23 protein-coding genes are annotated in these 23035 nt (G+C 61.4%); 17 read left to right on the top strand and 6 right to left on the bottom strand.

Annotated features, from left to right (window positions below; all coding sequences use genetic code 11):
- Positions 1-89: 89 nt before the first annotated feature.
- From AB7E19_RS18390 to AB7E19_RS18365, 6 genes are all read left to right on the top strand, one after another.
- Entirely contained in the window at positions 90-632 is a 543-nt protein-coding gene (locus AB7E19_RS18390) for a cupin domain-containing protein (protein WP_010672493.1), read from the top strand.
- Between the two features lie 251 nt (positions 633-883).
- Positions 884-2380 carry an aldehyde dehydrogenase gene (locus tag AB7E19_RS18385; protein ID WP_322131278.1) on the top strand — a complete coding sequence of 499 codons (1497 nt, stop codon included), beginning with the start codon at positions 884-886 and terminating at the stop codon, positions 2378-2380.
- 124 nt (positions 2381-2504) lie between these two features.
- A complete protein-coding gene (locus tag AB7E19_RS18380; protein WP_010672491.1) occupies positions 2505-2678 on the top strand; it encodes a hypothetical protein in 174 nt (57 codons plus the stop codon).
- Positions 2679-2800: 122 nt separating this feature from the next.
- Positions 2801-3697, top strand: coding sequence for an EamA family transporter RarD (gene rarD / locus AB7E19_RS18375; RefSeq protein ID WP_010672490.1), 897 nt, complete (start codon positions 2801-2803; stop codon positions 3695-3697).
- Between the two features lie 56 nt (positions 3698-3753).
- On the top strand, positions 3754-4557 hold the full coding sequence (locus AB7E19_RS18370; RefSeq protein WP_322131279.1) for an AraC family transcriptional regulator: 804 nt from the start codon (positions 3754-3756) through the stop codon (positions 4555-4557).
- 85 nt (positions 4558-4642) lie between these two features.
- Positions 4643-5281 (top strand): LysE family translocator, encoded by a 639-nt coding sequence (locus AB7E19_RS18365; protein ID WP_010672488.1) that lies wholly within the window; start codon positions 4643-4645, stop codon positions 5279-5281.
- 53 nt (positions 5282-5334) lie between these two features.
- Here the strand turns inward: AB7E19_RS18365 and AB7E19_RS18360 are convergent, their stop codons facing one another.
- The gene (locus tag AB7E19_RS18360; protein WP_041212148.1) at positions 5335-6000 is read right to left on the bottom strand and encodes a chromophore lyase CpcT/CpeT; all 666 of its coding nucleotides are present in this window, start codon (positions 5998-6000) and stop codon (positions 5335-5337) included.
- Positions 6001-6197: 197 nt separating this feature from the next.
- Here AB7E19_RS18360 and AB7E19_RS18355 point away from each other — a divergent pair, with 197 nt between their 5' ends.
- Both AB7E19_RS18355 and AB7E19_RS18350 read left to right on the top strand, forming a co-directional pair.
- Entirely contained in the window at positions 6198-6641 is a 444-nt protein-coding gene (locus AB7E19_RS18355; protein WP_322131280.1) for an SRPBCC family protein, read from the top strand.
- A gap of 127 nt (positions 6642-6768) precedes the next feature.
- Entirely contained in the window at positions 6769-7425 is a 657-nt protein-coding gene (locus AB7E19_RS18350) for a DUF3313 domain-containing protein (RefSeq protein ID WP_427936177.1), read from the top strand.
- Positions 7426-7485: 60 nt separating this feature from the next.
- On the opposite strand, the gene AB7E19_RS18345 is transcribed toward AB7E19_RS18350, so the two are convergent.
- Positions 7486-7986, bottom strand: coding sequence for a DUF1993 domain-containing protein (locus AB7E19_RS18345; protein WP_427936175.1), 501 nt, complete (start codon positions 7984-7986; stop codon positions 7486-7488).
- 290 nt (positions 7987-8276) lie between these two features.
- On the opposite strand from AB7E19_RS18345, the gene ydfZ reads away from it, so the two are divergent.
- The gene (ydfZ, locus tag AB7E19_RS18340; protein ID WP_043153571.1) at positions 8277-8474 is read left to right on the top strand and encodes a putative selenium delivery protein YdfZ; all 198 of its coding nucleotides are present in this window, start codon (positions 8277-8279) and stop codon (positions 8472-8474) included.
- A 104-nt stretch (positions 8475-8578) separates the two neighbouring features.
- On the opposite strand, the gene AB7E19_RS18335 is transcribed toward ydfZ, so the two are convergent.
- A complete protein-coding gene (locus tag AB7E19_RS18335) occupies positions 8579-8920 on the bottom strand; it encodes an SH3 domain-containing protein (protein ID WP_103244057.1) in 342 nt (113 codons plus the stop codon).
- 237 nt (positions 8921-9157) lie between these two features.
- Here AB7E19_RS18335 and AB7E19_RS18330 point away from each other — a divergent pair, with 237 nt between their 5' ends.
- The 4 genes from AB7E19_RS18330 (at position 9158) to AB7E19_RS18315 (ending at position 13139) form a co-directional block, all read left to right on the top strand.
- Positions 9158-9943 carry a hypothetical protein gene (locus tag AB7E19_RS18330; RefSeq protein WP_104455080.1) on the top strand — a complete coding sequence of 262 codons (786 nt, stop codon included), beginning with the start codon at positions 9158-9160 and terminating at the stop codon, positions 9941-9943.
- 278 nt (positions 9944-10221) lie between these two features.
- A complete protein-coding gene (locus AB7E19_RS18325) occupies positions 10222-11115 on the top strand; it encodes a LysR family transcriptional regulator (RefSeq protein WP_427936171.1) in 894 nt (297 codons plus the stop codon).
- A 147-nt stretch (positions 11116-11262) separates the two neighbouring features.
- Positions 11263-11793 carry an REP-associated tyrosine transposase gene (locus AB7E19_RS18320; RefSeq protein ID WP_427936169.1) on the top strand — a complete coding sequence of 177 codons (531 nt, stop codon included), beginning with the start codon at positions 11263-11265 and terminating at the stop codon, positions 11791-11793.
- Positions 11794-12008: 215 nt separating this feature from the next.
- A complete protein-coding gene (locus tag AB7E19_RS18315; RefSeq protein WP_427936167.1) occupies positions 12009-13139 on the top strand; it encodes a hypothetical protein in 1131 nt (376 codons plus the stop codon).
- 656 nt (positions 13140-13795) lie between these two features.
- On the opposite strand, the gene uvrD is transcribed toward AB7E19_RS18315, so the two are convergent.
- A complete protein-coding gene (gene uvrD / locus AB7E19_RS18310; protein ID WP_427936165.1) occupies positions 13796-15967 on the bottom strand; it encodes a DNA helicase II in 2172 nt (723 codons plus the stop codon).
- Positions 15968-16379: 412 nt separating this feature from the next.
- Here uvrD and AB7E19_RS18305 point away from each other — a divergent pair, with 412 nt between their 5' ends.
- The 4 genes from AB7E19_RS18305 (at position 16380) to AB7E19_RS18290 (ending at position 21335) form a co-directional block, all read left to right on the top strand.
- Entirely contained in the window at positions 16380-17378 is a 999-nt protein-coding gene (locus AB7E19_RS18305) for a BMP family lipoprotein (RefSeq protein ID WP_041212138.1), read from the top strand.
- A 101-nt stretch (positions 17379-17479) separates the two neighbouring features.
- The gene (locus tag AB7E19_RS18300) at positions 17480-19057 is read left to right on the top strand and encodes an ABC transporter ATP-binding protein (protein ID WP_427936163.1); all 1578 of its coding nucleotides are present in this window, start codon (positions 17480-17482) and stop codon (positions 19055-19057) included.
- A 79-nt stretch (positions 19058-19136) separates the two neighbouring features.
- On the top strand, positions 19137-20255 hold the full coding sequence (locus AB7E19_RS18295; protein WP_010672473.1) for an ABC transporter permease: 1119 nt from the start codon (positions 19137-19139) through the stop codon (positions 20253-20255).
- Between the two features lie 114 nt (positions 20256-20369).
- The gene (locus AB7E19_RS18290) at positions 20370-21335 is read left to right on the top strand and encodes an ABC transporter permease (protein ID WP_427936160.1); all 966 of its coding nucleotides are present in this window, start codon (positions 20370-20372) and stop codon (positions 21333-21335) included.
- 169 nt (positions 21336-21504) lie between these two features.
- Here AB7E19_RS18290 and AB7E19_RS18285 read toward each other — a convergent pair whose 3' ends face one another.
- On the bottom strand, positions 21505-21945 hold the full coding sequence (locus AB7E19_RS18285; RefSeq protein WP_033131364.1) for a TM2 domain-containing protein: 441 nt from the start codon (positions 21943-21945) through the stop codon (positions 21505-21507).
- Positions 21946-22111: 166 nt separating this feature from the next.
- Entirely contained in the window at positions 22112-23017 is a 906-nt protein-coding gene (locus AB7E19_RS18280; protein WP_039039541.1) for a LysR substrate-binding domain-containing protein, read from the bottom strand.
- Positions 23018-23035: the final 18 nt, after the last annotated feature.

The following is a 23035-nucleotide window of genomic DNA, read 5'->3' as shown; positions in this document are numbered from 1 at the left end:
TATCGCCCGGCTTGGTGTCACCCCTCAGGGGTGGTATAAGATATTTAACACAATTTTAATAATAGTAAACAGTCAAGGAGTGTCTATCGATGGATATCGGTCACCGCCTCAAGGCGGTTCGCACCAAGGCGGCCCTCTCCCAGCGCGAGCTGGCAAAACGCTCCGGTGTGACCAACGGCTTTATCTCCCAGATCGAGAAAAATCAGGTGAGCCCCTCGGTGGCCTCCCTGCGCAAGGTGCTGGAAGGCATCCCCATGTCATTGGCCAGCTTCTTCACCGACGAGACGGAGATGGATTCCGAGGTGATCTTCCGTGCGGACGACATGCCGGATCTCGGCACCCACCCCATCAGCTACCGTCTGGTGGGTCACAGCCGCGCCAACCGCGCCATCGGCATGATGCAGGAGATACTGCCCCCGGGCGCCGACACCGGTGACGACATGCTGAGTCACGAAGGGGAAGAGTGCGGCATCGTCATCCGGGGTCAGGTGGAAGTCACCGTGGGCGAGCAGGTTCACCTGCTGGCACCGGGGGATGGCTACTACTTCGACAGCCGCACCCCCCACCGTTTTCGCAACGTGGGGGATCAGGAGTGCGTGCTGATCTCGGCCAACACGCCCGCCAGCTTCTGACGGGCCTTCTCCCGGAACAGCCCGCCGGGATCCACCCCTGCCCGACCCGGGGAGCAGGCCCGCGACACGGGCTCCAGCCCCGCCGCGCGGCCCCCGACACCACAGGCCAGGGCGCCCGGTTTGCCCCGCCGTTGGCCCGGGTTGTTCGGGGTCAGTGTTTAATGAATTGTTACAAGATGGATTTACAAGCGGCAGGATGTTTAGCATATTGATACGCGGAGACTGACTTTCTGCCGGTTCAAGGAGTGAACATGAGTGACCTGACCCTGGCCCAGTGGCAACACAAGGCCGCCCATCTGACCCTGCCCTCGCAAGCCTTTATCGACGGCACCTACCGGGATGCCGTCAACGGCGCCACCTTCGATTGCATCAATCCGGCCAACGGCCAACTGCTGACCAGGGTCGCCTCCTGCGACGCCGCCGATGCCGAGCTGGCGGTCAAGGCGGCCCGTGCCGCCTTCGACGACAAGCGCTGGTGCGGCCTCTCTCCCAAGCAGCGCAAGCTCATCATGCAGCGCTTCGCCGAGCTGATGCGCCTGAACCTGGTGGAGCTGGCACTGCTGGAGTCGCTGGATATGGGCAAGCCCATCGGCGACGCCATGGGGTATGACGCCCCCGCCGCCGCGAACTGCATCGCCTGGAACGCCGAGGCGATAGACAAGATCTACGATCAGGTCGCCCCGGTGGAAGAGTCCGCCCTGGCCCTGGTGACCCGCGAGCCCCTCGGTGTCGTGGCTGCCATCGTGCCCTGGAACTTCCCCCTGGTGATGGCCTGCTGGAAGCTGGGCCCGGCGCTCGCCACCGGCAACTCGGTGATCCTCAAACCCTCCGAGAAATCCCCCCTCACCGCCCTGCGCATCGCGGGTCTGGCGAAGGAGGCGGGCATCCCCGACGGTGTCTTCAACGTGCTACCGGGCTTTGGTCACACCGTGGGCGAGGCGCTGGCCATGCACATGGACGTCGACTGCATCACCTTCACCGGCTCCACCAAAATCGGCAAGCACCTGGTGCAGTGCTCCGGCAAGTCCAACCTCAAGCGCGCCTTCATGGAGTGCGGCGGCAAGAGCCCCAACATCGTGCTGGCGGATGCACCGGATCTGGACGCCGCCGCCAAAAGCGCCGTCGGCGCCATCTTCTACAACCAGGGGGAAGTGTGCACCGCCGCCTCCCGCCTGCTGGTGCAAAACAGCATCAAGCCCCAGTTCATGGAGCGGCTGCTGGCCCATGCCCGCGAGTGGATCTCGGCCAACCCGCTCGACCCCACCACCCGCATCGGTGCCATGGTGGACCACATCCAGATGGAGCAGGTGCTCAACTACATCGCCATCGGCCAGCAGGAGGGCGCCAAGCTGCTGCTGGGAGGCAAGCGTACCCAGCCCGAGGAGGGCGGCTACTACATCGAACCCACCATCTTTGACGACGTGACCCCGACGATGCGCATCTTCCGCGAGGAGATATTCGGCCCCGTGCTGGCGGTGACCGGCTTCGACACCCTGGAAGAGGCCATCGCCCTTGGCAACGACACCGACTACGGCCTGGCCGCGGCGATCTGGACGGCGGATCTCAACCAGGCGGTGAAAGGGTCGCGCGCCCTGCGCGCCGGCACCGTCTTCGTCAACAACTGGGATGGCGGCGACATGACCATGCCGTTTGGCGGCTTCAAGCAGTCCGGCAACGGGCGCGACAAGTCCCTGCACGCCCTGGAGAAGTACACCGAGCTGAAAAGCACCTGGATCCAGCTCGAATAACGTCATAAATGACGCTTATCAACAAAACAGGGGGAGAAATCCCCCTTTCTCATTTTTACTCTTTTATCCCCTCGCTCAATCGATATAATCGTCAAATAGCAAGCCATTAAATTTAAAGATAAAAATGCTGTTTTTTCTGGGAAGTGTACTGTTTCTGGTGGTGGGACTGCCGCTGTTGTTCTTCGTGCTGGGTCAGGGGGAAGCCTATGTCACCTGGGGCCCCTGGATCTCCGCCATCGCCCTCATGCTGTGGCTGCTGATGGACGTGGAGAAGATCCGCCGCGGGGGCGGTCGCTGAAGTCGCTCCTGCTGTTAAAATCCCGTCAGACCCATTTATTGTCTTCTTTCCCTGCAAAAGGATCGCTACACTGACTTTTTGCGATGTTTCCCGACATCCGCACTCCAGTGAAGGTTATCCGCATGCAACAACAGATCCAGCGCCAGGGCGTCCTCTATGCCCTCGGCGCCTACACCCTTTGGGGCCTGGCACCCATCTACTTCAAGTCCCTCTCCGCCGTGCCGGCCGCCGAGATCCTGACCCACCGCATGATCTGGTCCTGCGCCCTGCTGATGGTGCTGGTGCTGCTCGGACGCCAGTGGCACAAGGTGCAGGCGGTGCTGCGCCAGCCCAAGGTGCTGCTCACCCTGGCCTTCACCTCCGTCACCGTCGGCGGCAACTGGCTGCTGTTCATCTGGGCCATCAACAACGGCCACATGCTGGATGCGAGCCTGGGCTACTACATCAATCCCCTGTTCAACGTGCTGCTCGGCATGGTGTTTCTGAGCGAGAAGCTGCGCCGCCTGCAGTGGTGGGCGGTGGGGCTCGCCTTTGTCGGTGTCGCCGTCCAGCTCATCGCCTTCGGCTCCCTGCCCTGGATAGCCCTGGTGCTGGCCTCGAGCTTCGCCATCTACGGCCTCATTCGCAAGAAGCTGGCCCTGGACGCCCTCACCGGCCTGCTCATCGAGACCCTGATCATGCTGCCGCCGGCCGCCTTCTATCTGTGGGGCATCGCCGACAGCCCCACCAGCCACCTCACCCAGAACGACTGGCACCTGAACCTGCTGCTCATCGCCGCGGGCGCCGTCACCACGGCCCCCCTGCTCTGTTTCACCGCGGCGGCCACCCGGCTCAAGCTCTCCACCCTGGGCTTCTTCCAGTACATAGGCCCCAGCCTGATGTTCATCCTGGCGGTGACCCTGTATGGCGAGGCGCTGGCGCTGGACAAGATGATCACCTTCGGTTGCATCTGGAGCGCCCTGGTGCTGTTCAGCCTGGATGGCCTGCGCAGCGGCAAGCGGCGCCAGGAGGCCGGCTGAGGCGCCGGCGCAATAATCTACAAGCCAAGGGGCCGCTTTCGGGGTATCAATAGGGGATGAACGCACCCCACTCCCGCATCCACTACTGGCAATCCCGGCTGCTGCCGGGGGTTGAACTCTCCCACTCCCACCACAGGGAGTTCAGCTATGGCCGCCACGTGCATCTGGACTACCATATCGGTCTGGTGCAGCGGGGCGGCCAGAAGTTCATCCACAAGGGGAACAGCCACAACCTGGTGCGCGGCGAACTCTCCACCGTCAACCCGGACGAGATGCACGACGGCCTCAGCCTGCTGCCGGAAGGGTACGAGGTGCGGGTCTTCTCCATCGCCCCCGAGCAGCTGGCCCGCTGGCTGCCGGAGCACCCCGAGCCCTTTTTCCACCAGGGATTGCAGAGCCGCCCCGACCTCTATCAGGGCTTTGCCCGCCTGCACATGCACCTGGACGGCCCCGCCCCCGACGGCCTGCTGGCGGAGAGCCAGTTGCTGGCCCTGCTGGGCGAACTGTTCCGGCTCGCCCCCGAGCGCCACGCCCTGGCGGATCCCCAGCTCAGGTACCTGCGCGACCATCTGCTGGCCCGGCTGGACGAGCGCCACACCCTGGAGGACCTGGCCGCCCTGTTCGGGCTGGATCGCTTCGCCTTCCTGCGTCAGTTCAAGAAGAAGACCGGCATGACCCCCTATGCCTGGCTCAAGCGGCTGCGCCTCGAACAGGGCAAGCGCCTGCTCGGCAGCGGTCTGCCGGTGAGCGAGGTGGCACTGGCGGTGGGCTTCTTCGATCAGAGCCACTTCCACCACGGTTTTCGTCAGGCCTTCGGGCTCACCCCGGCGGAGTATCGCCAGCAGATGCTGCCCGCCTGAATCACCGCTGCTGCAATCTTTTACAATCTCCCGTCCCCCGTCCTGCCCCATGCTGTCACCTCCATACCGCTGTCGGAGGTCTTTTATGTTCACCAGCCTGTTTCTGACCCTGGGTCTCGTCCACCTCGTCGCCCTGGCGAGCCCGGGCCCGGATTTCGCACTCATCCTGCGCACCAGCCTGCACAGGCCCACCGCCCTCGGAGCGGCCCTTGGCATCGCCCTTGCCATCCTGCTCCACGCCACCCTGAGCCTGACCGGCATCAGCCTGCTGATCGCAAGCCAGCCCTGGCTCTTTCTCGCCGTGAAACTGGTGGGTGCCCTCTATCTGGGCTGGCTGGGCTGGGGGGCGCTGAAGGCGGCCTGGCAGGGAAGCGGGGATCTGGCGCTGCGCGCCGGGGGCGAGCGGCCGGGCTGGCGCAAGGGGGTGAAGAGCGGGCTGGCCACCAATCTGCTCAACCCCAAGGCGATGCTGTTCTTCATGGGACTGCTGGCCGCCATGGTGACGCCCCAGGTGGATGGCCTGACCCGGGGATTGCTGATCCTAGAGCTGTTCCTGCTCTCCCTCGTCTGGTTCAGCGCCCTGGCCTGGAGCCTCTCCACTCCCCGCGCCCAGCACCTGCTCGGCCGCATCCAGCGCCCGCTCAACCTGATGACAGGCCTGCTGTTTGGCGCGGTCAGCCTCTCCATCCTGGTGGATCTGCAGGGGCACTGGCCAGCGGCCTGACCGGCACGCCCTTGTTGGCGGCAAGCAGGGACAGGCCTTGACGGACGGCGCGACTACTCCCCGCGCCGCATCCCCTTGCGCAGGTAGACGTAACCCTCCCCCGGGCTGCCCCAGCGCTGATGGGCGCCGTTGTCATAGGCCCTGTCCAGCAGCCGGACACTGTCCGGGCCGATCCAGAGGTACTGCACCAGGGTGGTGGCACCGCCAAAATCGGTGGCGCAATGCCCGACCCGGGTCTGTCCCTTGTACTCCCCGCCCGGCTGGCGGGTCAGCCAGATCTCGCACCCTTCGCGCAGGGAGAGTTGCTGCGGGGTGAGGGAGTCAAGCAGCTCGGGCCGACGCCAGGCGCCGGCAAAATCCGTGGCCCTCGGCATGGTCAGTTCGGCCATCAGGATGCGGCCATCGGGCAGGGAGGAGAAGCGGTAGATGCGCTGGCGAAACGGTCGCTGCGCCCGCTCGGTCAGAAACTGCTCCGCATAGACCCAGCGGAAGGGGCCTTCCCCGGGCCAGATCTCCACCAGCCGCAGCTCGGCGCTGGTGAAGCGGGCATCGAAGGTGGCCTGCTCCTGGCTGGAAAACTCCCCCGAGAACCAGGAGAGCAGGGGCTCCAGCCTCCCCTGCGTGGCATGGGGGCCGGGGGCCGTCACGAAGGGGACGGGCGCCGCCCAGATCAGGCTGGCGTAAAACAGCCCCAGCAGGGCCGCCATCAGCTGTGTCATCGAATCCTTCCGAGTCGCTTGCATGGCGGCGATTATATGAGCGAACGGTGACAATAACCTCTATCTTGATCAACTCCTTGAAGAGAAAACGAAAAATCCTCTCTGCAGGCGAAAGGAGGCGACGCCCCCCGCAGGCCACGGGGATGACGGCTATCCTTGCTGCGACCCGTCCCTGTTGCCACCAAGAGGAGTCTCCCATGAACACTGTCACCCTGCATCGCGTACTCAAGGCCCCGCCACAACGGGTATACCAGGCCTTTATCGAGCCGGACGCCCTGGCCAAATGGCTGCCCCCCCATGGCTTTACCTGCAAGGTGGCGGCGCTGGATGCCAAGGTCGGCGGCCAGTTCAGGATGTCGTTCACCCACTTCGCCAGCGGCCACACCCACGCCTTCGGCGGCGAGTATCTCGCGCTGGAGCCGGGCAAGCGCATCCGCTACACCGACCGCTTCGACGACCCCAACCTGCCGGGGGAGATGCACGTCACCATCACCCTCACCCAGGTGCTGTGCGGCACCGATCTCGCCATCGAACAGGCGGGTATTCCGGCGGTCATCCCGGTGGAGATGTGCTACCTCGGCTGGCAGGAGTCCCTGATGCAGCTCGCCACCCTGGTAGAGCCCGAGATCCCCGCCGAGTGACCCGACACGGGGGCTCCCACGGTGGCCCCCGCACAGATACCCCTTGTGAGAGAGGGGCCTGATCAGGTATCTCTGTGGGCAGGGCGGGCTGCGTTCTTGCAGCGACCATCCACCGCCAGGAGCCCCCATGAAGCGAGTCTTGATGATGACCATGGCCGCCGCCCTGCTGGGCGGGTGCGCCGTGAAGAACCAGGTCACCCACAGCCTGCAGGCGATTCCGCTCACGGCCTTCCAGCAAAGCGAGAGCAACCCCAACCAGCGCATCTACAAGGAACCCGGCGTGGATCTGCGCCAGTACCATCAGGTGCTGCTCGATCCCTTGCAGTTCATCCGCCAGGAGAACGGCCAGTGGTATCTGCTGACCGCCAACGAGCAGAACGAGATCGGCCGCTACTACCACGCCACCTTCCAGCGGGAGCTGATGAAGCAGGGCGTCAAGATGGCTACCGAACCCGGCCCCGGCGTGATGCGGGTGCAGGCGGCCATCACCAACTTCGACCTGACCCGACCCGACCCCAAGCTGCGGGATCTGCTGCCCGCCAAGATCGCCATCAACGTCACCCGCGAGGTAATAGGCAAGGAGCCCTATCTGCTCAAGGTGGGCAGCATGGCCCAGTTGCTCGACGCCCAGAGCGGCAAGCTGCTGGTGCGGGTGATGGACGCCCGCGAGAGCCCGAACACCACCCACAAGGATTCCCCCATCACCGCCCTGGAGATGGAGAAGATGATCGATCAGTGGGCCGCAAGCCGCGCCAAACAACTGGCCGACAACCTGGGGCGCTGAGCCGGGCCGAAAATGACAAAGCCTGCCAGGGGGCAGGCTTTGTCGTCGCTGAAGCGCGGCTTATTGCAGGTTCAGACCGCCCAGGTAATCCCGCTTGCCCAGATCCACCCCGGCCTGGCGCAGCAGGGCATAGGTCATGGTGAGGTGGAAGTAGAAGTTCGGGATGCCGTATTCGTGGACGCAGCTGTGGCCGTCCATCCCCTTGCCACCCGCCCAGTAGGGGTAGTAGTGGCCGCTCGCATACTGGCTGAAATCCGCCTCCAGCTTGCTCTGCAGGTAGGCGATGGTCTTGGCCACGTGGGCGCGCAGATCCGCCATGGTCTTGGGATCATCCCCCAGCACCGGCGGCTCGCTCAGGCTGGCGGTGGCCACCACGGCGCGGGCGCTGTCACAGCAGATCAGCACCTGCTTGCTCAGGGGCAGCATGTCGACGATGAGGCGCTCATTGAAGAAGTTGTCCACGTTGAACTTCTTCGCCTCGGCGTGGGCCTCGGCCTTGGCCAGACACTGGTCCAGGTTGGTCAGCATCTTGATGAACTGGGCGGCAATTTCACGATTCATAATGCACTCTCGGTTGGTTGAAGGCAGTAAAACGAGCGGCTCCACTATAGCGCATCCCCCTTGCAGTTCGAGCCCGAGGGGATGAAAAGCGGGGGCGTCCTCCTTGCCCTGCGACAGGCAGTGGCGATCACCGGCGAGCTGCGAGGCCAGAGCGCCATACCCCGTCGCCGCCCCGAGTCCCTCTTTCCCCTTTTTTTGATCTGTGACAGGCATCTCGTTTTTCGAGGGGCGTAGTCTGGAGCCCGTTGCCCCGGCACGGGCCGGGGCACCCATCCCACAAGGAGAATGCCATGAAGATCTACGACAGAAACCGCAATGTGCTGACCCTGGGCCAACGGGTGATGATTGCCGCCACCGGCGCAGTCGACACCCTCAAGGAGGCGCACACCGACAACCTGAGCCCCTATGAGGCGGAACATGAGAAGTGCGTGCTGCTGACGAACAGCCAGGAGCGCTACGCCCCCATCGAGTTGATTAGACTAGGCTGATCCCGTTTTCCGTCACCCTACTCTTTACAATTCACCCGGCCGCACGTCCGTCGCTGGCCGGGTTTCTCTCTCCCCTCTCTACTCCTTCTCCGAGCCGCTGCACCTTATGAGGGCGAGGCGATGCAGCTGGCCGGGATCCAGCCTGATTGCCCCGCTTCGTTGTGAACCCAGAGCCAGCCTGCCAGCTCCCGATCCACCCGTACCCGCTCCCCCGCCGCCACGTCCAGCTCCCGGGCGGTATAGTCCTGGCGCGCCTGCGCCTCCTCCGTGCCGATCGGGGTCAGCAGGGACAGGGGCGCCCACCCCTCGTTGCCGTCTGCGGTAAAGGTGCGCACCCAGCCCGGGAACTCGTCGTCCTCGTGGCCGATGCGCACCCGCTCTCCGGCCCGAAAGGCGATGGGATTGGGGTAGCAGGTGTGGTGCGCCGTGGTGATCAACGCCAGCATTGTCTCGTCCTCCGACAGGTTCTGATGAGTAACGTCCAGAGTCATACCACAAGCAGGGCCCCGTTGCGTCAACCGGGCTCACACCCTCTGGCAGAGGGCGATCTCCCCCGGGGCGGGCCGACGACCCTGACCCCCACGATTCATTACTGTCAGTGAATTTTCATATCATCCGAGTGTCATTTCAGTGAACACATCGCCGCCCTAGACTGCTTCTCGAACCTTAACGAGGAGTCTTGTATGAAACTCACCCCTATCCCGTTGCTGGCCGGCACCCTCGCCTCGGCCTTCTCTTTCAACACCTTCGCCGGTGACCTTGTCTCGGTGCAGTTCAGCGATGGCCGCCCGGCCGTGACCGGCGTCGAAGCGGTCAACAACGCGCTCAACCCCATCGGCGTCAACGTGGTCACCGTCGACATTCCCGAGGCCGCCAGGCCGCTGCTCGCCGCTTCCCACCGCCGCGCGTTGACCAAAGCGGAGCACGGCGCCCTGATTGCGGCCTTCAACCTGAGTCAGGGGGAGCTGCTGGAGCAGGCCAGGCTCGCAGGGCGCGAGCCCGCAGTGCAAGGGGGCGGCGTCGCCACCGAGGAGACCGGTGTCGGCCCCTACCCCAAGGTCTATGACCTGATGGCGCTGGACGAGCGCACCCGCAGCGCCGTGCTCGGCAAATATGGCCGCATGCACGTCAACTCCGCCGAAGACGGCACCGACATCGACGAGGTGATGACGGTGGTCAGCGGCGGGCCGTTCCGCTGGGGCTTTACCCTCAAAGACGGCAGCATCGCCCGCTTCCAGATAGACAAGGTGGGCCTTGAGGACAAGGCCGTGCGGATCAGCTATCACGGGCTCGGCATGCACGCCGGGTTGATGGATGCAAAACAGGGGCTGCTGGTGGCCTTCGCCCACGGTCCAAAGGCATTCACCATGCGCTATCAGGCGGACGTGCCCCACGCCCAGCTGCTCGGCACCAACCCCTGGGCCGATGTCGGCATCACCCTGCCCCCCGCCCCCGGCAAGGTGCAGTAAGCCGGTGCGTGCCATCTGGCGGCGGGACCCGGGCCCTGCCGCCTGCTTTTATGCCTGCCGTCACGGGCCGGGGTGCCCGGGGCTCATCGCCTCTCTTTCGTCTGCGTCTCTGCCGGGCCCGCCACGCCCCGGAGGGCCATGATCCGGGCCGCTCTACCACCGGCAACTCTCTGTCTGGCGGGGGATGGGGGGTGGACACCCCGGGGATCCGCACTATTGTGATAAAAGTGCGCAATGATGGCGCCATCATTTACCAGTAGTGAATTAACGGGGGCAGGATGAACAAGATCACGGCGCTGAACGTCTTTCGCCGGGTGGTGGAAATGGGCACCTTCAGGGCGGCGGCGGATGACCTGCGCCTCTCCCAGGCGGCGGTCAGCAAGAACATCAACGAGCTGGAAGCCTTTCTCGGCATTGCGCTTATCAACCGCACCACAAGGCGGCTGAGCGTCACCGAATCGGGTATGGCCTATTACGGCCAGATATGCGCCGTGCTGGACAGCCTGGAGGCCGCCGACCAGTCCATCATGGCCGCCTCCTTCACCCCCAGAGGCAGGCTGAGGATCGGCATGCCCATGTCCTACGGGCTGATCCGCCTCAACCCCCTTGTCTGCGAATTCCAGCGCCGCTATCCGGAAATCGGCATCGAGGTGATCCTGAGCGACGCCTACATGGATCTGGTGGATCAGGGGCTGGACGTGGTGATCCGGGGGGCAGGCACCCTGGAGGACTCCACCCTGCGCGCCAAACCCCTGTGCGAGGTGCAGCGGGTGCTCTGCGCCGCCCCCGACTACCTGAAGGAGGCGGGCCAACCCGCCCACCCGGCGGATCTCAAGGGCCACAACTGCCTGCGCTACAGCCTCTCCTCCTCCCCCAACAAGTGGTTCTTCACCCGGGACGCGGAGAGCGTGGCGGTGGAACTGCCCCCCGCCAGCTTCTGCGCCAACAACGGCATCGCCCTGAAACAGGCGGCGGTGCAGGGGCTCGGGGTGATCCTGGTACCGGATGAATTCGTGTCGAACGAATTGGCAGACGGCACCCTGGTCAGACTGCTCCCCGACTGGCAACCCGACCCCCACGCCCTGTTCGCCGTCTACCCCTTCCACAAGGAGCAGTCCCGCAACGTGCGGCTCTTTATCGAATTTATCGTCAAGGCGTTTCAGCCGAGGTGAGCCAGACAGGCGGGAGTGTGAGGCATTCACCTGTTGGAACCCGCCTGCATGTAGGTTCGATTAGCGAAGCGTAATCGGACGATCGCGTGATTGGTTATATAGCGGCAAGGCTATGCTTGGCTTTATCAAAGGAAGCGAGGGGAAGGTATGGCCAATTGGCGGCGGGCATGGTGGCCCGGCGGAACCTGGTTCTTTACCGTCAACCTGCTGGAGCGGCGCAACAACCGGTTGCTGGTGGAGCAGATTGACCTGCTGCGCCACAGCGTTGCCAAGGTGCAACAGGCTCACCCCTTCGCCATCCACGCCTGGGTGGTGTTGCCAGACCATCTCCACTGCATTCTCTCTTTGCCGGAGGGGGACACCGATTTCCCCCTGCGCTGGCGGCTGAGCAAAAGCCACTTTTCCCGCGCCTTGCCGGTGACTGAGCGGCGCAGCCAGACCCGGTTACGCCACGGGGAGCGGGGTATCTGGCAGCGCCATTATTGGGAACACCTGATCAGGGATGAGCAGGATTACCGCCACCATATGGATTACGTCCATATCAACCCGCTCAAACATGGTCATGTCACCCGGGTGGCTGATTGGCCGTATTCCACCTTCCATCGTTATGTGGCAAATGGCGTCTATCAACCGGATTGGTGTGGGTCGGTGGACGGAGTGTTGGGGGGATTGGAGTAAACTTCTAAAGGACTTTTCCTTCGCGAATGTCCGATTACGCTTCGCTAATCGAACCTACGGCCCTAAAACTGACATAAATCAGAGCACATATTAGTCTATCAAGCGATAGACTTGCCCATATAAGGTGGGTGTCCCAAACTTTCCTAGTATAGATTCCTGCCCCATGATATGTAGTTGTATAGATGAACATTTACGTATGAAAATAAGAGGATACCATGGACATAACATATAAATTACCACATCCAGTACGTTTATGTTGCACGGAAACTATGGAACAGGGTGTCAGAAAGCAAGACGCTTTCTTTGACCTTATATTTTCCGATTTGGATTTGGAACTGTGTAGCATGGATTATCTAACCTCTGTTCTTAATGAAAGAGCGCCTGAGATTATAAAGGCTCAATGTTTTCAAGGCCTCAGCGAGCATAACATTGGAATGGCCATTAGTAGCATGCTCATTCCTTATAAGTTTAGAAAGTCAGATGGGAATATATTGACGACATCAAATGATATTGATGCGTTACTTGAAAAAACCGATATTGGTGATGAAATACCAATCGCATACTTACGTCCTCCATTTAAGAACTGTTATATAGAGTTTACGGAGGATAGACTGTCATCTCTCAAAGTCTTCAATGAAGAATCAGGTGAGCACATACTGGAGGGTGTTTATCTTTCTGAGGTTGAAATATCACCAAATACTCCACAAATGGCAAGCTATGAAAAAAGTGAGCTTTTTCTAAAAGCATTTTCAGATGTTTTCAACAAGGACAAACCTTTTAGAGTTATAGACATGATGTTTACTGGCTCACCTGTAGGTAAGAAACATAACGCCGATGATGCTTTGAGAATTCAAGGTTTTTATGTTCATGATGATAATCTTACAATTAAAGAAGAATTGAAACTAATAATTAACCGATATGGTAATGATGATGATTTTGCCAATGATGTAAACTATTTATCAGGAATTCTAGAGCACATGGCAAAAGTGCTATTGTTCACAAACTGCAAACAATATAGAGATACTGCATTTAATGAGAGGGAAGAGTTAGAGAAAGAAATAAGCGCTATTAAAAGTCCATCTAAAATCATTAAATACAATAAAAAACTGAGGCGTACCTATAACAGACTAATTATTAAGCCAGAGGATAACGTAATTTATAATAGCATCCATAATAACAAGCATAGTGATGGACATAGTCCCAAAAAAGCTCATTGGCGTAAAGGCCATTTTCGTATGCAACCTTATGGCACAGGTGCAACAAGCAGGAAGGTTATATATATAGAACCCACTATTGTTGGCGGTGTGTTTGCTGATAAAAAACCATACTATGTACGTGAAAAATGATTTATAGCAACACGTAGGGTAAATACCATCTCCATACACGCCGTCACCAGCCACTTGGCGCCGACGTCGTCGAACTGGATCTGCACCCGGCTCTGCTGGCCGACCCCTTCGAAGTTGAGCACTATGCCTTCCCCGAATTTCGGATGGAGCACCCAAGCCGAAGGCAGGCACGGTATTGATCCCCCTCCAATCCGCCGAGGGGAAGGCACAAGGTCAGGAGCGCCATCAGGGATGATGGCGCAGCCGCAGCGGGGCATGGATGCCCCATCTGCGGCGCTCCGTCCGACCTTGTGACTGACCCGAGGGCAACCGCGAAGCGGTCGGATTGGTGGGGGAGAAGACCTTTGGTGACTTTGGGTCTTTCCAAAGTCACTCGCCCAAGCCCGAAGGGCGGGCGAAACCCTGTCGAGGGCCATGCCCTCGCGTCCTGCACGGCGCCAGCCGTGCCATCAGAAAGCGCCCCTCATCCCCAACCCTTCTCCCGCAAGGGGAGAAGGGAGCAAAGACGATCTCAGAAACAGGCCCCTCTCCCGCCATGGGAGAAGGAAGCAAAGACGATCTCGAGAACAAGCTCCTCTCCCACCATGGGAGAAGGAGGCAAAGACTATCTCGGGGATGAACCCCTCTCCCGTTGGGAGAGGGTCAGGGTGAGGGGATTAAAGCGCCTCCAATCTCGCGTAAGCCGTCACCAGCCACTTGGCGCCAACGTCGTCGAACTGGATTTGCACCCGGCTCTGCTGGCCGACCCCTTCGAAGTTGAGCACTATGCCTTCCCCGAATTTCGGATGGAGCACCCGCTGGCCGAGCTTGATGCCGCTGGCGTCGAAGCTCTGCTGCACCTCGTTCTGGCTAAAGCGGCCGTACTGGGTGGGGCGGCTCACCTGGGTGCGCAGCCGGATCTCTTCCAGACACTCGGCGGGCATCTCGCGGATAAAGCGGCTCGGCTTGTGGAACATCTCGCGGCCATAGATGCGGCGGCTCTCCGCATAACAGATGTAGAGCTTCTCCATGGCGCGGGTCATGCCGACGTAACAGAGGCGCCGCTCCTCCTCCAGCCGCCCCGACTCCTCGGTGGATTGCTGGCTGGGGAACATGCCTTCCTCGACGCCGACCAGCAGCACCAGGGGATATTCCAGCCCCTTGGCGCTGTGCAATGTCATCAGTTGCACCGCGTCGGCATATTCGTCCGCCTGATTCTCGCCGGATTCCAGCGCCGCGTGGGCGAGGAAGGCGGAGAGATCGCTCATGTCTTCCAGCTCGTCCGGGCGCTGGTACTGGCGGCAGGCGGTGACCAGTTCGTCCAGGTTCTCTACCCGCGCCTGGGATTTCTCGCCCTTTTCCGCCAGATACATCGCCTTGAGGCCGGAGTGCTGGATGGCGATATCCGCCTGCTGGTGCAGGGGCAGCAGGGAGACCTGCTCCTCCAAGGCGTCGATCAGCTCGACGAAGCCGCGCACCGCGTTGCCGGCGCGACCGGTCAGCACCTTGTCATTGAGCAGTGCCTTGGCCGATTGCCACAGGTTCTGGCCCTGATCCCGGGCGTTGTTGCGCAGGATTTCGAGGGTGCGATCGCCGATGCCGCGGGTCGGGGTGTTGACCACCCGCTCGAAGCTGGCGTCGTCGCCACGGTTGTTGATAAGCCGCAGGTAAGCCATGGCGTCCTTGATTTCCTGGCGCTCGAAGAAGCGCAGGCCGCCGTAGATGCGATACGGCATGGCGTCCTGCATCAGCGCCTCTTCCAGCACCCGCGACTGGGCGTTGGAGCGATAGAGGATGGCGCAGTCGGCCAGCAAGCCACCTTTCTCTTTCCAGTCCTTGAGGCGGCCAACCACAAAGCGGGCCTCGTCCACCTCGTTGAAGGCGGCGTAAAGGGAGATCGGCTCCCCCTCGGCCCCTTCGGTCCACAGCTCCTTGCCAAGGCGCTCCGAGTTGTTGGCGATGACGCTGTTGGCCGCTTTGAGGATGTTGGCGGTGGAGCGGTAGTTCTGCTCGAGGCGGATGGTCTGCGCCCCCTGATAGTCGGTCAGGAAGCGCTGGATGTTTTCAATCTTGGCGCCGCGCCAGCCGTAGATGGACTGGTCATCGTCTCCGACGATCATCACCTTGCCGGAATCCCCTGCCAGCATGCGCAGCCAGGCGTACTGGATGCCGTTAGTATCCTGGAACTCGTCCACCAGGATGTTCTGGAAGCGGTCGCGGTAGTGCTCGAGGATGTGGGGCTTGTTCAGCCACAGCTCGTGGGCGCGCAGCAACAGCTCGGCAAAATCCACCAGCCCGGAGCGATCACAGGTCTCCTGATAGGTCTTGTAGATCTGCTGATAGGTGCGGGTGACGGGGTCGCCGTAGAGATCGATGTCGCCGGGGCGCAGCCCCTCGTCCTTCTTGCCGTTGATGTAGCCCATCACGGCGCGCGGGGCCCAGTGCTTCTCGTCGAGGTTGAGCGCCTTGAGCACCCGGCGGATGAGACGGTACTGATCGTCGGAGTCGAGGATCTGGAAGTCCTGCGGCAGCCCTGCATCCAGATGGTGGGCACGCAGCAGGCGGTGGGCGATGCCGTGGAAGGTGCCGATCCACATGCCGCGCACGCCGTCGCCGATCACCTTCTCGACCCGGCCGCGCATCTCGGCCGCCGCCTTGTTGGTAAAGGTCACCGCGATGATGGAGAAGGGTGAACAGCGTTCCACCTGCATCAGCCAGGCGATACGGTGCACCAGCACCCGGGTCTTGCCCGAACCGGCACCGGCCAGCACCAGCAGGTTGCAACGGGGGGCCGCCACCGCGTCTCTTTGCTTGTCATTGAGCCCGTCGAGCAGGGTTGAAACGTCCATCACCACTCCTGTTTATTTATACAGGCGGGGATTATACGGCCTGAGCCGCCAGAGACCAAGCCGTGAGCAGCCGGGGGCCAGCCCGCCCGCCAACGTGACGTCGATGAGGCCGCAGGGCTGGTGCCGATGGAAGCCAGTTTTTTCATCAGGGGAGGAAAACGGTTGCGCCTAACGTCATGAATCCAAACACAAATGTCGATCGAGCCCTATTAATCCCGGAATTTAATTCTGCAAAAATACCATAAAACAAACACTTATAAGGCAATTTGCTTATATTTCAAACCGTTAACGCAAACGTTTTTCCTCTATGATCCCCTTGACCAACGGGCTGGCTCACTTACAGTTAGCCAGCGTGCTTTATGACCTGCCAAGACAGGTTGTGGACCCTCACATAACAATCAAGGATACGATCGTGACTAAAGTGCTCAAGCTGGCCACCGTGGCCGCCCTCACCCTCGCTGCCCTGTCCGCCCAGGCAGCCTCCGAGCCCGCCGTCATCTATGACACCGCAGGCAAATTCGACAAGTCCTTCAACGAAGCCGTGTTCCGCAACGGCGTCGAAGTCTACAACAAGGACAAAGGCGTCAAGGTCAAGGAGTTCGAACCCCAGAACGAAGCCCAGCGCGAGCAGGGCCTGCGTCGTCTGGCCAGCCGTGGCAACGGCCCCATCGTCGCCGTCGGCTTCAACATGGGTTCTGCGGTAGAGAAAGTAGCCACCGAGTTCCCGAACACCCAGTTCACCATCATCGACATGGTGGTCGACAAGCCGAACGTCCAGTCCCTCATCTTCAAGGAGCATGAAGGTTCCTTCCTGGTGGGTGCCCTGGCGGCCATCGCCTCCAAGACCGGCAAGGTCGGCTTCGTGGGCGGCATGGACATCCCGCTGATCCGCAAGTTCCAGTGCGGCTATGAGCAGGGCGCCAAGTACATCAATCCGAAGATCGACGTCTATCAGAACATGACCGGCTCCACCCCGGCAGCCTTCGCCGACCCGGCCAAGGGTGCAGAACTGGCCAAGTCCCAGTTCGCCAAGGGCGCCGACGTGGTCTATGCCGCCGCCGGTGGCACCGGTATCGGTGTCTATCAGGCTGCCAAGGACGAAGGCAAGCTGGCCATCGGTGTGGATTCCAACCAGAACCACCTGCAACCGGGCACCATGCTGACCTCCATGGTCAAGTCCGTGGGTCTGGCCGCGTACAAGAGCTGGGATGACGCCGCCAAGGGCAGCTGGAAGCCGGGCATCCAGTCCCTGGGTCTGGCCGAAGGCGGGGTTGACTGGGCGCTGGACGAGAACAACGCCAAGCTGATCACCCCGGAAATGAAAGCCAAGGTCGAGAGCATCAAGGCCGACATCATCGCCGGCAAGATCAAGGTGCACGACTACATGAGCGACAACTCCTGTAAGTACTGATCCTGCAAATACCGAGTCACTGCTACGACTCTCAACCAGTGATGACCGGCCCGCACGGGCCGGTTTTTAGTCTCTACTTCATGACCCGCAAGGACTGCATCATGGACCAGACAGATCGCTATGCCATCGAATTAAGAGGTATCGATAAGCGCTTTGGCGAGGTTTACGCCAACAAGCAGATCGACCTTCAGGTTCGTAAAGGCAGCATTCACGGCATCGTCGGCGAAAATGGCGCCGGCAAGTCGACCCTGATGAGCATCATTTACGGTTTCTACCACGCCGACAAAGGCGAGATGCTGATCGACGGGAATCCGTTCAAACCCCATGGCTCCCAAGATGCGATTGCCGCCGGGGTGGGCATGGTGCACCAGCACTTCATGCTGGTGAACAACTTTACCGTATTGGAAAACGTCATCCTGGGGGCCGAGAACGGCTGGCGCCTGGGCAAGAGCCTGGCGGCCGCCGAGAAGCTGCTGGGCGAGCTGGCACGGGACTATGGTCTCGAGGTGCCGCTGCACGAGAAGGTCGAGGATCTGCCGGTGGGCCTGCAACAGCGGGTCGAGATCCTCAAGGCGCTCTATCGCGGTGCCCGCATCCTGATCCTCGACGAGCCCACCGGGGTGCTGACCCCGCAAGAGGCGGATCACCTGTTCGAGGTGCTGAAAAAGCTGCGGGATCAGGGGGCGACCGTCATCCTCATCACCCACAAGCTGCGGGAGATCCTGGCCATCACGGATCAGGTCTCCATCATGCGCCGGGGGGAGATGGTGGCCCATGTCGCCACCAAAGACACCGACAAGGAGCAGCTCGCCGAGCTGATGGTGGGCCGCAAGGTGCGCCTCAAGGTCGACAAGGGCACCGCCCAGCCGGGCGAGGCCAAGCTCAAGGTCGAGGGCCTCTCTTACGTCGATGACGCCGGGGTGGAACGGGTCAAATCCGTCAGCTTCGAAGTGCGGGCGGGGGAAGTGGTCGGCATCGCCGGGGTCTCCGGCAACGGCCAGTCCGAGTTGCTCAGCATGCTCGGCGGCATCCTCAAGCCCAGCAAGGGCGGCTTCATCATCGCCGGGGCGCAGTGCCACGAGGTGAGCCAGAGCCACCCGGCCGATCCGGAGCAGGTGCGCAACTTCGGCCTCGGCCACATCCCGGAAGACAGGCACAAGATGGGGCTCATCAACCGCTTCGAGGCGAAAGAGGCCTTCATCCTCGGTTATCACCGCCGTGCCCAGTACAACAAGGGCTGGCTGCAGGACAAGGAGGCGATCCGCCAGGATTGCCAGGCCAAGATGGACAAGTGGGACGTGCGCCCGCCGAGCCCGGAGCACAAGACCGCCAACTTCTCCGGCGGCAACCAGCAGAAGCTGGTGATCGCCCGGGAAGTGGAGCAGGACCCGGATGTGCTGCTGGTCGGCCAGCCGACCCGGGGCGTCGACATCGGCGCCATCGAGTACATCCACCAGCAGATCATCGCCATGCGCGACAAGGGCAAGGCGGTGCTGCTGGTGTCGGTGGAGCTAGACGAGATCATGAGCCTCTCCGACCGCATTCTGGTCATCGCCGATGGCCGCATCGTCGGCGAGCTGGACGGCGCCAGGGCGGATGAACGCACCATCGGCCTGATGATGGCGAACATAGTTCCTGACGACGTGGCGGCAAGCCAATCACAAGGAGCCACATCATGAAGGTCACAACCACTTGTAACGGATTCGGCCTGATGATGGTCAACACACCAGTCCCCGACGATATCAAGGAGGCCCATTCATGAGCCAAGCACGTGTTCCTGCCTGGATATCCGTGGGCGTGCTGCCCGCAGTCAATATCCTGCTGGCCTTCCTGGTGTCGGCCATCCTGTTCTATTACCTCGACATCAGCCCCATCGAGGCAGCCGAAATCATGTGGTACGGCGCCTTCGGCACCGGCGAGGGGATAGGCTTCACCCTCTATTACGCCACCGGTTTCATCTTCACCGGTCTGGCGGTTGCGGTGGCCTTCCACGCCGGCCTGTTCAACATCGGCGGTGAGGGGCAGGCCTATATCGGCGGCCTCGGGGTCGGTCTGGTCTGTCTGCTGCTCGGGGACGTGCTGCCGTTCGCCCTCTTGCTGCCGCTCGCCATCATCGCCGGCGGCCTGTTCGGCGCGGCCTGGGCCTTCATCCCGGCCTGGCTGCAAGCCAAGCGGGGCAGCCATATCGTCATCACCACCATCATGTTCAACTTCATCGCCGCCTCCCTGATGGCCTACCTGCTGGTAGACGTCTTCAAGCCGCCAGGATCCATGGCGACCGAGAGCAAGGTGTTCGCCGTGGCGAGCTGGCTGCCGAAGATGAGCGAGCTGGCGGCCGGTTTCGGCATCGCCATGCCCAACAGCCCCCTCAACATCAGCTTCTTCTGGGCGCTGATCTGTGCGGCCCTGGTGTGGGTCTTCATCTGGCATACCCGCTGGGGCTACGAGATCCGCTCCGTGGGCGCAAGCCAGAGTGCCTCCGCCTATGCGGGTATCTCCTACCCCAAGGTGGTGATCCTGGCCATGGTGATCTCCGGCATGCTGGCGGGCTTCTTCGCCCTCAACGTGCTGCAGGGTGAGCTGCACCAGATCAAGCTCAACTTCGTGGAAGGCTTCGGCTTCACCGGCATCGCGGTGGCCCTGATGGGCCGCAACCACCCGGTCGGCGTCATCATCGCCAGCCTGCTGTTCGGCTTCCTCTACCAGGGCGGCGCCGAGCTCAGCTTCGAGTTCGGGGTGGACCGCAACATCGTCGTGGTGCTGCAGGGTCTGGTAATCCTGTTCTGCGGCGCCCTGGAGCACATGCTGCGCCCGCGCATCGAGCAGGCCTATCTGGCCTTTGCCAACCGCCCGGCCGCCCAAGTGAAAGGAGCCTGATCATGTTCGAAATGCTGATCCTGATGCTGGATGCCACCATCCGCACCGCACCGCCACTGATCCTGGCGGCCATGGATGACGGGGATGTTTTGCGAGCCGAAGGGAGTCCAAGCCATGTTTGAAATGCTGATCCTGATGCTGGACGCGACCATTCGTACCGCGCCTCCGCTCATTCTTGCCGCTATGGCCGGGATGTTTTGTGAACGCTCCGGGGTGGTCAACATCGCCCTGGAGGGCAAGCTGCTGGCCTCCGCCTTCGCCAGTGCGGCCGCGGCCGCCGTCACCGGTTCCGCCTGGATTGGGCTGGGAGTCGGGGTGGGGATCTCCATCCTGTTCGCCCTGCTGCACGGCTTCGCCACCATCACCCACCGGGGTGATCAGGTGGTGAGCGGCATGGCCATCAACATCCTGGCGGCCGGTCTCACCGTGACCCTGGGGCGCTACTGGTTCGATCAGGGCGGTCAGACCCCGGCGCTCTCCGGTGCGGCACGCTTCGCCCCCATCGACCTGCCCTATGCCAAGGAGCTCTATGACGTGCCCGTCATCGGCCAGCTCTACAGCGAGCTCTTGAGCGGTCACTCCCTGCTGGAGTACGTGGCCTTCGCTGCCGTGCCCCTGGCCTGGTGGGTGCTGTTCCGCACCCGCTTCGGCCTGCGGCTGCGGGCGGTGGGCGAGGCCCCGGCGGCGGTCGACACCGCCGGTATCTCTGTGGTGCGGATGCGCTACACCGCCCTCATCATCGGCGGCCTGCTGGCGGGGATCGGGGGCACCTATCTGGCGGTGGCCCAGACCGCCCAGTTCATCCCCAACATGAGCGCGGGCAAGGGCTTCATGGCGCTGGCGGCCCTGGTGTTCGGCAAGTGGCGCCCCTGGAACGCCATGGCGGCCTGTCTGCTGTTCGGCTTCCTCGACGCGGTCGCCATCCGGCTGCAAGGGGTCAGCATCGGCGATGTCCCGATCCCGGTGCAGGCCATCGAGGCGCTGCCCTACATCCTGACGGTCTTCCTGCTGGCCGGTTTCATCGGCAAGGCGGTGGCCCCCAAGGCCCTCGGCACCCCCTACGTCAAGGAGCGGGAATAGCCCCGCCCTTCATGCCATGCAAAAGGCCCGCACATGCGGGCCTTTTCTTTGAGATATCCAGGATGTTCTTGGCTGAATAGAAAAATAACCCGGCCTTGTCAAAGAGCGGGTTATTCCTTCATCAGCACAACATATCAATAAACCTGTAATTAGCCGGGTAATTTATCGGCTAGAACCATACTTTCTTATTGATAATATAGGTCTGCTCAAATTCTTCATCCGACTTGGAGATATAAACAACAAATTCGATGAAGGCAATGATCCCGATAACAACCGACGGCAAACCAAGCAGAATGAAACCAAGCAGAAATATCAGCAGCATGATCACACCTTGTTTGGTGTAACCCAGGTAGAACTTGTGAGCACCGAAAGCGCCCAGGAAAAATGCAAACAGCGCAGCTGCGACCTTCTTGGAAGAACCAGCATTAGAGGCTATGGCATAGATGGCTTTTGCATGCTCGCCTTCAATAGAAAAATCAACTTTCAAGCCACTCTTCGGGAGCTGATTCCCTTTCCATTCAATAATGTCAAACTGATATCTATTACTATCATCCCCAGAAATCAAACCAGTACGAGCTGATTCATTAAAATCAATAACCGTGCCTTTCATTATTATCTGTCCTTTAGCAATAAGAGGATAAAGACCCGGTATGAACAGGTCTATTGCGTTTGACAGGCTACAACAACAAAGGCTCATTTGAAACAAAAATTCATTTATGAATACTTGTATTCTACCAACCCATTCAAGCCTCTTTCTTATACCTGTATCGCCCCCATCAACCGATGGGCCGAACCAGGGCGGGTTGGTGGGGATCGCTGAGGCGCTCGGCCAGATAGTCCACCAGCAGCCGCACCTTGGGGGAGAGGTGGCGGTTGTGGGGATAGAGGGCCCAGATCCCCTCCTCGGGGGCCCGCAGCTCCGGCAGCAGCTCGATGAGCTCCCCCCGGGCGAGGTGGTCGCTCACGTAGTAGTCCGGCAACTGGATGATGCCGATCCCCTTGATGGCCGCATCCAGCAGGGCGTGGCCGCTGTTGCACTGCAGCAGACCGCGTACCCGCACGCTGTGGGGTTTACCGTTCAGGGTGAAGTGCCACTCGTCCCCGTTGCCCACCAGGCAGGTGTGACGGGCCAGCTCCGAGAGACTGTTGGGCATGCCGTGGCGGGCGGTGTAGGCGGGGGAGGCGCATACATAGGGAACCCGCTGCGCCAGCTTGCGGGCCACCAGGGTCGAATCCTTGAGGTGGCCGAGGCGGATCGCCAGATCGAACCCCTCGTGCACCAGATCCAGCAACTGGTTGGTGAGGTTGAGGGTCACCTCCAGCTGGGGGAAGCGCACCATGAAGTCATTCACCAGGGGGGCGATGCGGCTCTCGCCGTAGGAGACCGGGGCCGTGATGCGCAAGGAGCCCTGGGGCACCGCCTGATGGCGTCCCACCGCCAGCTCCGCCTCGTAGAGGTTGTCCAGCAACTGGCGGCAGTGACGAAAATAGATCTCCCCGAGTTCGGTGAGACGCACCTGACGGGTGGTGCGCAGCAGCAGCTTGGCCTGCAGCCTGTCTTCGAGCTGCGCCACCTGGCGGCTCACCTGGGCCACCGACACCCCGAGCTTGCGCGCGGCCGGGGTAAAGCCCCCCTGCTCCGCCACGCTGACAAATTCACAGACCCCTTCCCAGCCGAACATTATTACCTGTGTGTAAAA

The sequence above is a fragment of the Aeromonas sp. genome (genome assembly GCF_050252055.1).
In the GTDB taxonomy this organism is placed as follows: Bacteria; Pseudomonadota; Gammaproteobacteria; order Enterobacterales; family Aeromonadaceae; genus Aeromonas; species Aeromonas caviae.
This window is presented reverse-complemented; position numbering and strand designations above follow the sequence as displayed.

Coding starts and splice junctions, on each gene's coding strand:
- AB7E19_RS18390 (WP_010672493.1), top strand. CDS start 90: ATGGATATCGGTCACCGCCTCAAGGCGGTTCGCACCAAGGCGGCCCTC.
- AB7E19_RS18385 (WP_322131278.1), top strand. CDS start 884: ATGAGTGACCTGACCCTGGCCCAGTGGCAACACAAGGCCGCCCATCTG.
- AB7E19_RS18380 (WP_010672491.1), top strand. CDS start 2,505: ATGCTGTTTTTTCTGGGAAGTGTACTGTTTCTGGTGGTGGGACTGCCG.
- rarD (WP_010672490.1), top strand. CDS start 2,801: ATGCAACAACAGATCCAGCGCCAGGGCGTCCTCTATGCCCTCGGCGCC.
- AB7E19_RS18370 (WP_322131279.1), top strand. CDS start 3,754: ATGAACGCACCCCACTCCCGCATCCACTACTGGCAATCCCGGCTGCTG.
- AB7E19_RS18365 (WP_010672488.1), top strand. CDS start 4,643: ATGTTCACCAGCCTGTTTCTGACCCTGGGTCTCGTCCACCTCGTCGCC.
- AB7E19_RS18360 (WP_041212148.1), bottom strand. CDS start 6,000: ATGACACAGCTGATGGCGGCCCTGCTGGGGCTGTTTTACGCCAGCCTG.
- AB7E19_RS18355 (WP_322131280.1), top strand. CDS start 6,198: ATGAACACTGTCACCCTGCATCGCGTACTCAAGGCCCCGCCACAACGG.
- AB7E19_RS18350 (WP_427936177.1), top strand. CDS start 6,769: ATGAAGCGAGTCTTGATGATGACCATGGCCGCCGCCCTGCTGGGCGGG.
- AB7E19_RS18345 (WP_427936175.1), bottom strand. CDS start 7,986: ATGAATCGTGAAATTGCCGCCCAGTTCATCAAGATGCTGACCAACCTG.
- ydfZ (WP_043153571.1), top strand. CDS start 8,277: ATGAAGATCTACGACAGAAACCGCAATGTGCTGACCCTGGGCCAACGG.
- AB7E19_RS18335 (WP_103244057.1), bottom strand. CDS start 8,920: ATGCTGGCGTTGATCACCACGGCGCACCACACCTGCTACCCCAATCCC.
- AB7E19_RS18330 (WP_104455080.1), top strand. CDS start 9,158: ATGAAACTCACCCCTATCCCGTTGCTGGCCGGCACCCTCGCCTCGGCC.
- AB7E19_RS18325 (WP_427936171.1), top strand. CDS start 10,222: ATGAACAAGATCACGGCGCTGAACGTCTTTCGCCGGGTGGTGGAAATG.
- AB7E19_RS18320 (WP_427936169.1), top strand. CDS start 11,263: ATGGCCAATTGGCGGCGGGCATGGTGGCCCGGCGGAACCTGGTTCTTT.
- AB7E19_RS18315 (WP_427936167.1), top strand. CDS start 12,009: ATGGACATAACATATAAATTACCACATCCAGTACGTTTATGTTGCACG.
- uvrD (WP_427936165.1), bottom strand. CDS start 15,967: ATGGACGTTTCAACCCTGCTCGACGGGCTCAATGACAAGCAAAGAGAC.
- AB7E19_RS18300 (WP_427936163.1), top strand. CDS start 17,480: ATGGACCAGACAGATCGCTATGCCATCGAATTAAGAGGTATCGATAAG.
- AB7E19_RS18295 (WP_010672473.1), top strand. CDS start 19,137: ATGAGCCAAGCACGTGTTCCTGCCTGGATATCCGTGGGCGTGCTGCCC.
- AB7E19_RS18290 (WP_427936160.1), top strand. CDS start 20,370: ATGTTTGAAATGCTGATCCTGATGCTGGACGCGACCATTCGTACCGCG.
- AB7E19_RS18285 (WP_033131364.1), bottom strand. CDS start 21,945: ATGAAAGGCACGGTTATTGATTTTAATGAATCAGCTCGTACTGGTTTG.
- AB7E19_RS18280 (WP_039039541.1), bottom strand. CDS start 23,017: ATGTTCGGCTGGGAAGGGGTCTGTGAATTTGTCAGCGTGGCGGAGCAG.